Origin of the sequence: Sphingopyxis sp. SE2 (genome assembly GCF_032227185.1) — a bacterium.
Taxonomy (GTDB): Bacteria; Pseudomonadota; Alphaproteobacteria; order Sphingomonadales; family Sphingomonadaceae; genus Sphingopyxis.
Window position 1 is genome coordinate 19596 of sequence record NZ_JAPMXW010000001.1, and the last position, 12746, is coordinate 32341.

Consider the following 12746-nt stretch of genomic DNA (forward strand, 5'->3'; position numbering starts at 1 on the left):
TGAGCCGGATACCGTCGAGAGCGGTATCCGGCTTTATTTTTTGATCGAGAGCGAGACGTGCGACGCGCGCGTGCGATGGCTCAGGAAGCGGCCTTGCGTTCGCGGTGCAGCGCTTCGGCGCGCGCCTTGAGCGCGGCAGCGGTGTCGTCGAAGGCGCGCTTCACCCACGGGCCGCAGAAGCGCATGACGTGAATGCCATTGGGGCCGAGGAACGCGTCGGTCGAGTGATAGGCGCATGATGCGTCGCCGAGCGCCTCGATGATCTGGTCGCGCCGCGCGGGATAGGGCCAGGCATCGTCGTGCGGCAGTTCCCACGACAGCAGCCGTTCGGGCTCGAACGCGCAAACATATTCGCAATTGGGAAAGACCGCACCGGACTCGGTATAGCTTTGGAGCGTCATATGCACCGGCGCGCCCATGTCGAGCGTCGATTCGGCGGCGATGCAAAAGGGATTCCATTCGCCGTAGCGCGGAAGGTCGACCAATATCTCCCAGACAATCGCGGCGGGAGCGGCGATCTCGACGCGGTCCGAGCGGACGATGGCGTCGGGATCGAGCCGGGTCAGCGATTCATCGACGTTACGCATGTATGTCCTTTCGGTTTTCGGGGTTTCAGCGCGCGAACGGCCGGATATCGAACTGGCTGGTCGGGATGCAGTCGATCCGGTCGAAATCGATGAAGCGCGCGCAGCTTTCCATCATCAGTCGCTGATTTTCGGCGAGGCGCGCGGGGTCGCCCGCTGCGTCGAAATAGACCGCTTCGTCAGTCAGCGCGGCGGCAGGGAAACATTCCTCGACCATCGCGGCATAAGCGGGGGCGCCATAGCTCAGCGGACGTATGATCAGATTCTGGACATATTCGAAGTTGCTTTGCGTATCGACCGCCACCGCCGAATGCTGACGCTGCCACGCGTCGCGCCAGCCATCGTGGCTCAGCCGCGGCGGCAGGCCCAGAAACACGATCTGGGAAAAGCCCTCGGTGCGCATGCCGGGCATAGGCGGGTGCTGGGTGTTGGCGATGATAGTCGATTCGCTGACGAGCCAGGCGGCATGGCGCGGCGCGGCGTCCGCGATGATCGCATCGGCGGCGGCGCGTTCGGGGTCGTTCGCGCTCGGCAGCCAGAGCTGGATCACGGCGTCCATCTGCGGGCGCGTCGAGGTCATGCGCGGCGAACTGCCGGCGCTGACGCTGTCGTCCTGCACATTGACGCGCACCGCATGGGCCAGTTCGCCGAGCCGCTCGGCGAGACCGCCGAGCAGGCGTTCATTGAAGCGCGCATCGTCCTCGGCCGGGTCCTTCCACAACGCGTAAATGATCTTTTCCATGGAAGCTCCCTCAGGCTGCGAAGTCGAAGATGGTGACGGGATTGCTGCCGTCCCAATCGCGCGCGGCGGCGATCCCGGCCACGAAGCCCTCGCGGATCATCGGCGTCGCCTCGATCAGCTCGAGCAGGATCGCGGGTTCTTCGGGCGCTTCGAAATAGGCGACACGCGTTGCGCCGCCGCCGCTCTCGGCGCTGAAGACGGGGGCGAGGCCGGCGGCCGCGGCATCGGTCGCGGCGGAGGCGACATCGTCGACCAGCCAGGCGACATGGTGCATGCCCACGCGCACGCGGCCGCCCGCGTCATGATAGGGTGAGGGGCCGTTGCCGTGCGGCGCGATCAGCTCGATCTGGGTCTCGCCCTGCCAGGCCAGCCCGACATCGATGCGGATCGTCGCGGGCGCACCACGATAGAGGCCGTCGAGCGTGACGTTGCGATAGACGGTCCAGGGGCCGATGCCTGCGAGGCGGCGCCATTGGTCGATCGCGCGATCGAGATCCTCGGTCAGCCATGCGATCTGGCTGATCGGCCCGTGGTCCGCGATTGTCTGTGCCCTCTCCATCCTCGGCGCGTTCCTTGTTCTGTACGTTGCGTTTACGGCGTCTCCGGTGCCGCCCACGGGTCGGGAAGCCCCGGATCGGTGCTGCGGATGACGTGCTTGAGCAGATGCTTGAGCAGTGCGGTTTCATTCTCGTCGAAAGCGCCGAGCGCATCTTCCTCGGCCGCCTTGGCGGCAGCGGCGAGTTCGACAAGCGTGCGGCGGCCGGTCTCGGTCAGCCAGAGCCGGTCGGCCGGATCGGTCCGGACGATATCGCGCGCCGCGAGCGACGTAATGCGATCGGAGCTGATGTGCGCGCCGGTATAGCCGATCACGCCGTCGATCTCGGCCGCGGTGCGTCCGTCGTTGATCCCGAGCACGCTCAGGATGAAATGATCGGTGGCGTCGAGATCATGTTCGGTCAGGCTGTCGCGCATCCGCCCGTAGAGCTGAAAATGCGCGCGGCCGAGCAGATAGCCGAGGAAATCCTCACCAAAGCTGCCGGTGCGCTGCGCGCCGGGGTCGCAGGCGGTGAGCGTCGCGGCCCTGCGTGCAGCCATCGCGTAGCGGCCGCCATGGAACAGCAGCGGCGCGCGGTCCTCATGATCGAAGGCGATCACTTCGCCGACGAAGATGATATGGTCGCCGCCCTCATATTGATAGGCAGTGCGGCACTGGAACCGCGCGGTGCAACCGGTCAGCAGCGGCAAGTCGCCTTCGCCGCGTTCGACCTCGACGCCCGCAAATTTGTCGGCGCCGCGCTTGGCGAAGCCGTTGGAGAGCGCCTCCTGATCGGCGGCGAGGATATGCACCGCGAAATGTGACGCACCCCGAAAAGCCTCCATGTTCTGCGACGTGCGCGCGAGGCTCCACAGCACCATCGGCGGATCGAGCGAGACCGAGTTGAAGCTGTTCGCGGTAAACCCGCAATCCGCACCCGTGCCGTCGCGCGTCGTAACGATCGTCACCCCGGTCGCGAACGCGCCGAGCGCGCCGCGAAAGGCAATGGCATCGGGGTTGGCGGCCATGGTCATCTTGCTCCTCATCCGGCCGCGTCTGGTGGGCGGGTATGACAGGAGATTATCGCCCGACCCCGGCCGCGCATCGCTCAATTGGACTAGATAATGAGGCTCCGGCGCGCGCGCCGCCACTCCCCTTTGGGGCGTGTTAGCCGAGAACGGCGACGCTGCGCAGGATCAGGCGGACAAGGTCGGCCTGCCGGCTGACCCCGGTCTTGCTGAGGATCGTCTTGCAATAGCTGCGCACCGTATTTTCGGTCAGCTCCAGCCTTGCGGCCGCTTCGGCGAGGCTGAGCCCGGTTGCGAGCAGCGCCGCCAGATGCGCTTCGGACGGCGTGAGGTCGAAGATCTGGCTGACCAGCCGTTCGACCGGCTGGTTGTTGTCGAGCCCCGAAACATAGACCACTGCGGCGGGGCCCGCCTCGTTGCTGTAGCGTGAGGGGGTTTCGATCGTGCGCACGAGGACCCCCAGATGCCGGTCGATATCGGCCTCGACGCGCAGCCCCTCGGCGAAGCTGCCGCCGTCGCGCCGCGCCGCGATCGCTTTGCCGATCAGCTGCTGAAGCTGGGCATTGCCCGCCTTGCTCGCGAGCACCAGCCGGTCGTCGGCGGCGCGCACCGCGCTGTTCGATTTGACCAGCGCGCGGCCGGCGCTGTTGGTGCGCAGGACGCGGCCCGCGCCGTCGAGGATGAAGGTGCAGAGCGTCAGCCGGTCGAGCGTGTCGATCATCACCTGAAGCTCGGTCTCGTCGCGGCGGATGCGCGAGAAGAGCGCGAGCGACTGTTCGAGATGCGGGCGTAGCGCGAGCAGCACCTGCTTGTCGTCGTCGGTGAAATCCGCTTCGTCGGGGCCGTTGGTCAAGCCGACGTTGCCCTCCCACCCGCCGGGTTCGGAGATATACATGCCGAGCTGATATTCGATGCCATAGGGCTGCAAAATCTCGCGATAGAAGCGATTGGCACGAAGATCGTCGGGCGAAATAACCTCGCTCAGCCGGTAGATGTCGCCGGCCTTGGTCAAGGCGTTGCGCAGCGGATCGAGATCGCCGAGTTCGGCATGGACCGCGTGAATCCGGCGCGCCTCGCGCTCGTCGATCACGGGCGCCGGTCCCCAGATGATCAGCGGCGGCGTGCCCTGGCGGCTGAGGCGCAGGGTGATTGCGGCGCTGGCGCAGCGCATCCGCCGGCTCAGCGCTTCGAGGAAGCCGAGCCATGGCGTCGCTTCGAGCGGCCCGCGATAGAGCAGGGTCACCAGTTCGTCGACGTCGGCCAGAGGTTTTCCGATCCGCATTCCGGCTTTGCTTCCTGTTCGCGTCGCTGCACTGATATTAGGGGAGTCGGCCCCCGGTCGGCAATGAACCGTCCGGGCCGGGGCGGCAAGGGGTGGCGATCCGATCATGCTCCCCCCGAATAGGGGTTGTCGCCGTCCCGCCCGCGCGTAACGCAGCGAGAAGCAATCGACCGGGCGGATGGACGGGATCCATGAGCGCCCGGCGCAGGAGATGATCTGCCGTGGCCGACGCGAAGTTCACGATACCCCACAGAATATTCGCCGCGGCGCGCACGCATGGCGACGCCGTCGCGATCCGGGGCGAGGACGGAACCGAGGTCCGTTATCGCGACCTCGAACCGCTGGTGCGCGCGGCGGCCAAGGGCTTTATCGCGGCGGGGGTCGCCCAGGGGGACCGGATCGCGATCTGGGCGCCCAATGCGACGGGTTGGATCATCGCCGCCCTCGGTGCGCAGACGGCGGGCGCCGCGATCGTGCCGCTCAACACGCGGCTGAAGGGGCGCGAGGCGGGCTATATCCTGCGCACCAGCGGGGCGCGGCTGCTGCTTACCGTTTCCGATTTTCTCGGCACCGCCTATCCGCAATTGCTCGCGGGCGAGGATCTGCCCGATCTGCGCGGCATCGTGTTGATCGAGGGTGACGAGGGCGGCACGCCCTGGCGGGCCTTCCTCGATCGCGGCGCCGCGCTTTCGGATGCCGCGGTCGATGCGCGCCTGGATGCGCTGGGCGAGGATCAGGTCTGCGACATCCTCTTCACCTCGGGCACCACGGGCAATCCCAAGGGCGCGGTGACGACGCACGGCCAGAATGTCCGGCTCTATCTCGCCTATGGCGAAACGCTAACCTATGGGCCGGGCGACAATTTCCTGATCATCAATCCCTTTTTTCACAGCTTCGGCTACAAGGCGGGCTGGCTCGTGGCGCTGATGCGCGGCGTGACCGTATTGCCCCATGCGGTGTTCGAAACCGAGCGGGTGCTCCAACGGATCGAGCGTGAGAAAGTGACGCTGCTCCCGGGGCCGCCGACCATCTATCAGAGCCTGCTCGCCGGGCCGTATAAGAGGTTCGACATTGCGTCGCTGCGCGTCGCGATCACCGGCGCGGCGTCGGTGCCGGTTACGCTGATCGAGGAGATGCGCGCCAAGCTCGGCATCGATGTCGTGCTCACCGCCTATGGCCTCACCGAAACCTGCGGTGTCGTGACGATGTGCGGCGCGGGCGACGACGCCGCGACGATCGCCAACACCGCCGGCCGGCCGCTGGGTGGGATCGAGGTCAGGCTGGTCGACGAGGGGGGCGAGGCCGTGGCGCCGGGCGAAGCGGGCGAACTGCTCGTGCGCGGGCCCAATGTGATGCGCGGCTATTTCAACGATCCGGCGGCGACCGCGGCGGCGATCGACGGCGAAGGGTGGCTGCGCACCGGCGACATCGCGGTGCAGGACGCGCGCGGCAATGTGAAGATCACCGACCGTGCGAAGGACATCTTCATCGTCGGCGGCTTCAACGCTTATCCGGCGGAGATCGAGGGTCTGCTCGCGGCGCACCCCGCGGTGATGCAGTCGGCGGTGATCGGCGTAACCGACGAACGGCTGGGCGAAGTGCCGATGGCCTTCGTCGTGCTGCGCCCCGGCGCGAGCGCGACGCCCGAGGAGATCATCGCCTGGTGCCGCGAGAATATGGCGAATTACAAGGTGCCGCGGCGCGTTGAAATATGCGACGCGCTGCCGATGAATGCGTCGGGCAAGGTGCAGAAGTTTCTTTTGCGGGGGTGATCGGCGTTGGCCGGTTGCGATCGGTAACGGACCGATAATCCTCCCTGTGGCGCAGCCATGGGGAGGTGGCAGCGCGAAGCGCTGACGGAGGGGCTATTAGGCACCGTCGCGGCCCCTCCACCGCCGCCTACTGCGGCGGTCCCCCTCCCCATCGCTGCGCGACAGGGAGGACTGGGAACGTCCGCTGCCCAATCCAAAACTGACTCACGTCTCCGGATAGAATCGGCTGATCGTATCGACCACACAGGCGGGCTTCTCGGTGCCCTCGATCTCCACCGTCACGCGCACCACCGCCTGCACACCGCCCTTGGCCTCTTCGGCCTTGACCAACTCGCCGATGCCGCGGATGCGCGCGCCCGAACGCACCGGGTTCAGGAAGCGCAGATTGTCGGTGCCGATGTTGACCCCCATCGACACACCGCGCACCTCGACCAGTTCGGGGAGAAAGCGGTTGACGAGGCTCATCGTGAGGTAACCGTGTGCGATCGTACTCCCGAAGGGCCCGTCTTTCGCGCGCTCGGGGTCGACGTGAATCCACTGGTGATCGTCGGTCGCCTGCGCGAACAGGTCGATGCGATCCTGCTCGATCGTCACCCACTCGCTCGGACCGAATTGATCGCCCACTGCTGCGAGCAGCGCCGCAGGGGTGTCGAAGACGCGTGCGCTCATGCCTGCTGGCTCGACACCGACACGACTTCGCCGGCCATGTAGGAGGAGAGGTCGCTCGCGAGGAAGAGCATGACGTTCGCGACCTCCCATGGCTCGGCATAGCGGCCGAAGGCCTCTTTCTCGGTCAGCTCCTCGAGCAGGCCCGGCGGGGTGACCTTCGACAGCGAAGCGTGCATAGCGAGGCTCGGTGACACGGCATTGATGCGCACGCCTTGCTCGGCCGCCTCGAGCGCCGAGCAGCGCGTGAAGGCCATCACCCCCGCTTTCGCCGCGGCATAATGCGCCTGCAATTTCTGCGCGCGCCAGCCGAGCACCGAAGCGTTGTTGACGATCGCGCCCTTCTGCCGCTGGTACATGTGGGGCAGGATCGCGCGCGTCATGCGGAAGACGCTGGTGAGCGTGACGTCGAGCACCTTGTGCCACTGGTCGTCGGTCATCTCGACAACCGAAGTCGCGCCGCCAAGGCCGGCGTTGTTGATGAGGACATCGATATGGTCCATGCCCGCGATCGCCGCGGCGACGAGCGCTTGCACCTGTTCTTCATTGGTGACGTCGCAGGCGAGCGTGCCGGGGCGGGCGAAGCCTAGCCCTTCGATCCGGTCGGCGGTCTCGCCGAGACGGCGTTCGTGCATGTCGGAGAGGAAAAGGCTCGCGCCTTCTTCCGCCGCGCGCTGCGCGACCGCGCCGCCGATGCCGCTGCCCGCGGCGGCGGTGATCAGCACGGTCTTGCCCTTAAGCAGGCCGGTGGAGGTGGGATAGTCGGGGGCCGGTCGTGCCACGGTCTCGCTTCCTTTAATTGAGGTCGCCGCGCGGCTCGCGCGGCAGGCCGAGCGCGCGCTCGGCGATGATGTTGCGCTGTATCTCGTTCGTGCCGCCATAGATCGTGTCGGCGCGGCTGTAGAGATAGAGGTTGGGGAGCGGCGGGAAGGCATAGTCGTGCCCCGCCACGGTTTCGCCCGCCTGACCCAGCACGTCCATCGCCAGCTCGCCGAGATCGCGGCGCCACGTCGCCCACTGGATCTTGTAGGTGAGCGCCGCCGGGTCGAGCTTGCCGCCGTCGGCATCGGTGAGCATGCGGAGCGCGCCATAGCGCATCAGCCGGAGACCGATTTCGGCCTTTGCGATGCGCTGGCGGATCAGCGGGTTCTTCGCCTCGCCATTGGCGCGCGCCGCGGCGATCACGGCGTCGAGTTCATTGCGGAAGCCCATTTGTTGCGCGAGCGTCGAAACCCCGCGCTCGAAACCGAGCAGCCCCATCGCGACCGTCCAGCCGTCGCCGGGTGCGCCGAGGATGTTCGCGGCGTCGGTGCGCGCGCCGTCGAAGAAGGTTTCGTTGAATTCGGCCTCGCCGGTGATCTGGTGGATCGGGCGGACGGTGACGCCGCTCTGGTCGACCGGGACAAGCAGGAAGGATAGGCCCTTGGGCCCCTTCGATCCCTCCTCGCTGCGCGCGATCACGAAAATCCAGTCGGAAAATTGCGCGAGGCTGGTCCAGACCTTCTGCCCCTCGATCACCCAGTCGCCGCCCCCCGAAACGGAATCGCGCCATGCGCGGGTGCGGACATTGGCGAGATCGGACCCCGCGCCCGGTTCGGAATAGCCCTGGCACCAGATTTCCTCGCCGCGTGCGATTGCGGGGAGAAAGCGCGCCTTCTGTTTGTCGGTGCCGAAGGCGAGGATGGTGGGGCCGGCAAGTTCAATGCCGATATGGTTGAGCCGCGGCGGGGCGCCGGCGCGCGCATATTCTTCGGCGAAGATCACCTGCTCGGCGAGAGTCGCGTCGCGGCCGCCATAGGCGCGGGGCCAGCCGACGCAGCTCCATCCCGCCTCGCCGAGCCGCTTTTCCCATTCGCGGCGGCGTTCGGGCATTTCGGTCAGGCTCGTGAGCCCGCGGACATCGGCGAAAGGCCCGCCGAGTTCGGCCGAAAGCCATGCCGCCGCTTCGGCGCGGAAAGCCTCTTCTTCAGGGGAGAAACCCAGCTTCATGCGGCTTCATCCAATCCGGCGAGCGCGGCGATCTGTTCGCGGTGCCAGTCGGGGGTGCCGAGCAGGTTCGCGTTGCTGCGCGCGCGCTTGAAATAGAGATGCGCGTCATGCTCCCAGGTGAAGCCAATGCCGCCATGGAGCTGGATCATCTCTCCCGCGCAGAGCGAATAGGTGTCGCAGGCAAAGGCTTTGGCGGCATGGACCGCGAACGCTGCCTCATCCGATCCCTCGTCGATTGCGCACGCCGCCCAATAGAGCGCCGATCGCGCCTGCTCGACCGCGACCATCATGTCGGCGAGCCGGTGCTTGACCGCCTGAAAACTACCGATCGCGCGGCCGAACTGGATACGCTCTTTGGTATAGGAAACCGTGTGGTCGAGGCACGCCTGCGCACCGCCGAGCGCGTCGGCCGCGATGGCGAGCGCGCCCGTTGCTTGCGCTGCCGCCAGCGCCGCCGCGGGATCGGTGAGCGGCTCGGCCGCGACGCCGCCGAAATCGAGCCGCGCATAGGGGCGCGTCTGGTCCATGCTGGTAAGCGGGGTAATGGTGAGCCCGGGCGCGTCGCGTTCGACGAGCACCGCCGCGCCCTCGACCGCGACGACGAACAGATCGGCGCGAGCGCCGTGCGGGAGGTGCAGCGCGGCGCCGGTGAGCGTGCCGTCGCTCGATGTCGTACCCAGCGCGGCCTCGGCAAAACTTGCGACCAGCTCGCCCGCGGCGAGGCGGGGGAGGAGGCGCGCCCTTTGTTCGGCGCTGCCCCCAGCGAGGATTGCGGGCGCGGCGAGGCCGACGCTTGCGAGCAACGGCAGCGCTGCGACGTGCCGCCCGGCGGCTTCGGCGAGAATGGCGAGCTCTACCATGCCGAGTCCGACGCCACCCTGATCCTCGGGGATGGCGACCCCGGCGAGGCCGAGTTTGGCGGTGAAGGCTTTCCACAGCGCCTCATCGGTACCGCTCGCGGCCATCGCGGTGCGGGTGCGCTCGCTCGTCGCCTGTTCGGCGAAGAACACCTTCGCCGTTTCGGCGATCATCGCCTGTTCGTCGGTGAAGGCGAAGTGCATCTTAGTTGCCCCAGACCCTGCGCGGTTCGCGCCGTTCGGACAGCAGCTTGTCGACTGCCGCGCCGATGTCGGCGGGGTTCCATTTGGCCTGCCGGTCGACCGTCGGGCCAAGCTTCCAGCCATCCTCGATCGTAATGCGTCCGCCTTCGAGTTCGAAGACGCAGCCAGTGACATGCTTCGATTGTTCGGAGCCGAGCCACACCACGGTCGGCGCGATATTATCGGGGTCCTGCGCGTCGAACCCGGTTTCGACCGCCGCCATCTTGTCGGCGAAGGCCTGCTCGGTCATCCGCGTGCGCGCCGCCGGAGCAAGCGCGTTGGCGGTTATGCCGTAACGGCCAAGCTCGGCCGCCTGCACCAAAGTCAGCGCGGCGATGCCGCCCTTCGCCGTCGAATAGGCGGCCTGCGCGATCGAGCCCTGCAGGCCCGCGCCGCTGGTCGTGTTGATGATGCGGGCATCGACAGGGTTGCCCGCTTTCTGTTGTGCGCGCCAATAATCGACCGCGTGGCGGCTGACACAGAAATGACCGCGCAGATGGACGTGCATCGTCGCGTCCCACTCCTCGGGCGTTGCCGAGACGAACATGCGGTCGCGCACGATGCCGGCATTGTTGACGACGACATGGAGGTCGCCGAACGCCGCGACCGCGGCATCGACGATGCGTTTCGCCGCGTCCCAGCCGGTGATGTCCTCATAATTGGCGATCGCGTTGCCGCCCGCCGCCTCGATCTCGGCCACCACGCCGTCGGCCGCAGAGGTGTCGCGGCCCTCGCCCGACAAACTCGTCCCGATGTCGTTGACGACGACATTGGCGCCCTCGGCGGCGAAGGCGAGCGCATAGGCACGCCCGAGCCCGCGCGCTGCGCCGGTGATGATGACGGTCCGTCCTTCGCAGATACCCATGTCGCTTACAGCCTTTCGATGATGGTGACGTTGGCCTGACCGCCGCCTTCGCACATGGTCTGGAGGCCGTAGCGGCCGCCGGTGCGTTCGAGCGCGCCGAGCAGGGTCGTCATCAGCCGCGCGCCGGTCGCGCCGATCGGATGGCCGAGCGCGATCGCGCCGCCCTGCACATTGACCTTCTCGTGCGGCACGCCGAGTTCCTGCATCCACGCCATCGGCACCGACGCGAAGGCTTCGTTGCATTCGAACAGGTCGATGTCGTCCACGCTCATCCCCGCCTTTTCGAGCGCATATTTCGTCGCCGGGATGGGGCCGGCGAGCATCCACACCGGATTGTCGGCGCGAACCGACAGATGATGGATGCGCGCGCGCGGCTTCAGGCCATGCGCCTTGATCGCGGCCTCGCTCGCGATCAGCAGCGCCGCGGCGCCGTCGCAATTCTGGCTCGCGATGCCCGCGGTGATCACGCCGCCCTCGTTGACGGTCTTCAGCGTCGCGAGCCCTTCGGGGGTCGTCTGCGGGCGGACGGTTTCGTCTTGCTCGAGCCCTTCGAAGGGGGCGATCTCGGTCTTGAACCAGCCATTGTCGATCGCGGCCTGCGCGCGGCGGTGCGATTCACTGGCGAAGGCCTCCATCGCTTCACGGCTGATCCGCCATTTGTCGGCGATCATCTCGGCCGACTTGATCTGGTTGATCTCTTCGGTGCCGTAACGTTCATCCCAGCCCTTCGCGCCAACAAAGGGGCTATCGAAGCCATAGGCCTGTCCCGCAAACATCGCGGCCGAAATCGGGATCGCGTTCATCGCCTGGCTGCCGCCCGCGACCACCAGATCCTGCGTTCCGCTCATGACGCCCTGCGCCGCGAAATGGACCGCCTGCTGCGACGATCCGCACTGGCGGTCGATCGTGGTGCCGGGAACATGCTCGGGAAGCCCCGCGACGAGCCACGCGGTGCGGCCAATATCGCCCGCCTGCGGGCCGATCGTGTCGCAGCAGCCCCAGACGACATCGTCGACAAGGCCCGCGTCGATGCCGGTGCGTTCGACGAGTGCCTTGATCGGATGCGCGGCAAGGTCGGCGGGATGGACGGCGGCGAGGCTGCCCTTCTTGCGCCCGATGGGGGTGCGGACGGCGTCGATGATAAAGGCTTCAGCCATGTTCTTTTCCTTATGCGAAACTGTGGCCGGGGCCGATCGGCAGCGTGCCGCAGAGGACGGCGGCGTCGATGCGCGCGAGATGGAAGGCGCGGTCGCCCCATGCGCCGGACAGCGCCCAGGCGCGCTTCATCCAGAAATGCAGGTCGACTTCATAGGTATAGCCCATCGCGCCGTGCGTCTGGATCGCCGTCTCGCTCATCGCCCAGGCGGCGTCGGCGGCGGCGAGCTTGGCGTGGCTGACATGGACCGGCGCGCTGGCCGCGCTTTCAGCGAGCGCCACCGCGGCGCGCTGGATTACCGGCTTGGCGAACTCGATTTTCACGACAGCGGTCGCGAGGTGATGCTTGACGGCTTGGAAGACACCGATGGGCTGGCCGAACTGACTGCGGTTCTTCGCATAGTCGGTCGCCTGTTCGAGCATCGCGTCGGCAACGCCAACAAGCTGCGCTGCGGCGATCAGCGCGGCATGGTCGAGCAGCGCGTCGGCCGAGCCGACCTCGACGCCGGATGGAGTAATGGGTGCATAAAGGCGGCGCAGCGGGTCGACGCTGTCAAGCAGGTCGGCGCGGCCATCGTTTTCGGCGAGCAGTAGTGCGCCGTCCTTCGCCGACAGGATATGGCTCGCACCATCGAGGTCGGCGACCCACGGATTGATCGGGTGCTGAAGCGCGACCTTCGCCTCGCCGCTGGCGAGGGCAGCGAGCAACGCGTCCTGTCCGCCCGCCTTGGCGAGCAGCGGCGCGGTGACGAGCGCGGTGTCGGCGAGCGGCTCGGCGACCCCGGCGCGGCCGAGTTCGGCGGCGATCAGCACCGCGTCGAGCAACGACAGGCCGAGCCCCCCCTGAGCTTCGGGAACGAGAAGGCCGGGAAGGCCCATTTGGGCGAGACCTTGCCAGACGGCGGCCGAGCGGCGGCTATCGCTGGCGTCGAGCGCGCGCAGCACTTCGGGCGTATGAACGCCCGCGAGGTAATCACGCACGCCCTGCGTCAGCGTCGCCTGATCTTCGGTGGTGGTGAAATCCATCG

Annotated in this window: 13 protein-coding genes; 1 reads left to right on the forward strand and 12 read right to left on the reverse strand. The window is 67.1% G+C overall.

Going from position 1 to position 12746, the window contains the following annotated elements; genetic code table 11:
- Nucleotides 1–80 precede the first annotated feature (80 nt).
- The 5 genes from OVY29_RS00105 to OVY29_RS00125 form a co-directional block, all read right to left on the reverse strand.
- On the reverse strand, nucleotides 81–587 hold the full coding sequence (locus tag OVY29_RS00105) for an SRPBCC domain-containing protein (RefSeq protein WP_313910565.1): 507 nt from the start codon (nucleotides 585–587) through the stop codon (nucleotides 81–83).
- Nucleotides 588–612: 25 nt separating this feature from the next.
- The gene (locus tag OVY29_RS00110) at nucleotides 613–1326 is read right to left on the reverse strand and encodes an EthD domain-containing protein (RefSeq protein WP_313910566.1); all 714 of its coding nucleotides are present in this window, start codon (nucleotides 1324–1326) and stop codon (nucleotides 613–615) included.
- Nucleotides 1327–1336: 10 nt separating this feature from the next.
- Nucleotides 1337–1885, reverse strand: a complete 549-nt coding sequence (locus OVY29_RS00115) for a VOC family protein (protein ID WP_313910567.1) — start codon at nucleotides 1883–1885, stop codon at nucleotides 1337–1339.
- A gap of 32 nt (nucleotides 1886–1917) precedes the next feature.
- Nucleotides 1918–2895 (reverse strand): flavin reductase, encoded by a 978-nt coding sequence (locus OVY29_RS00120; protein ID WP_313910568.1) that lies wholly within the window; start codon nucleotides 2893–2895, stop codon nucleotides 1918–1920.
- A 133-nt stretch (nucleotides 2896–3028) separates the two neighbouring features.
- A complete protein-coding gene (locus tag OVY29_RS00125; protein WP_313910569.1) occupies nucleotides 3029–4171 on the reverse strand; it encodes a helix-turn-helix transcriptional regulator in 1143 nt (380 codons plus the stop codon).
- A 221-nt stretch (nucleotides 4172–4392) separates the two neighbouring features.
- Here OVY29_RS00125 and OVY29_RS00130 point away from each other — a divergent pair, with 221 nt between their 5' ends.
- The gene (locus tag OVY29_RS00130; RefSeq protein WP_313910570.1) at nucleotides 4393–5943 is read left to right on the forward strand and encodes a FadD3 family acyl-CoA ligase; all 1551 of its coding nucleotides are present in this window, start codon (nucleotides 4393–4395) and stop codon (nucleotides 5941–5943) included.
- 204 nt (nucleotides 5944–6147) lie between these two features.
- On the opposite strand, the gene OVY29_RS00135 is transcribed toward OVY29_RS00130, so the two are convergent.
- Genes OVY29_RS00135 through OVY29_RS00165 form a run of 7 tightly spaced genes read right to left on the reverse strand, consistent with a single transcriptional unit; the run spans nucleotide 6148 to nucleotide 12744 of the window.
- Entirely contained in the window at nucleotides 6148–6612 is a 465-nt protein-coding gene (locus OVY29_RS00135) for a MaoC family dehydratase (protein WP_313910571.1), read from the reverse strand.
- Nucleotides 6609–7391, reverse strand: coding sequence for an SDR family oxidoreductase (locus tag OVY29_RS00140; RefSeq protein WP_313910572.1), 783 nt, complete (start codon nucleotides 7389–7391; stop codon nucleotides 6609–6611). Before OVY29_RS00140 ends, OVY29_RS00135 begins: the two co-directional genes overlap by 4 nt.
- A 13-nt stretch (nucleotides 7392–7404) precedes the next feature.
- Nucleotides 7405–8598, reverse strand: a complete 1194-nt coding sequence (locus OVY29_RS00145) for an acyl-CoA dehydrogenase family protein (RefSeq protein ID WP_313910573.1) — start codon at nucleotides 8596–8598, stop codon at nucleotides 7405–7407.
- Nucleotides 8595–9659, reverse strand: coding sequence for an acyl-CoA dehydrogenase family protein (locus tag OVY29_RS00150; RefSeq protein WP_313910574.1), 1065 nt, complete (start codon nucleotides 9657–9659; stop codon nucleotides 8595–8597). The genes OVY29_RS00145 and OVY29_RS00150 overlap by 4 nt, the downstream gene beginning before the upstream one ends.
- A 1-nt stretch (nucleotide 9660) precedes the next feature.
- Complete coding sequence (locus OVY29_RS00155; protein ID WP_313910575.1) at nucleotides 9661–10563, reverse strand: SDR family oxidoreductase; 903 nt, start codon at nucleotides 10561–10563, stop codon at nucleotides 9661–9663.
- A gap of 5 nt (nucleotides 10564–10568) precedes the next feature.
- The gene (locus tag OVY29_RS00160) at nucleotides 10569–11720 is read right to left on the reverse strand and encodes an acetyl-CoA C-acetyltransferase (protein ID WP_313910576.1); all 1152 of its coding nucleotides are present in this window, start codon (nucleotides 11718–11720) and stop codon (nucleotides 10569–10571) included.
- A gap of 10 nt (nucleotides 11721–11730) precedes the next feature.
- On the reverse strand, nucleotides 11731–12744 hold the full coding sequence (locus OVY29_RS00165; protein ID WP_313910577.1) for an acyl-CoA dehydrogenase family protein: 1014 nt from the start codon (nucleotides 12742–12744) through the stop codon (nucleotides 11731–11733).
- Nucleotides 12745–12746: the final 2 nt, after the last annotated feature.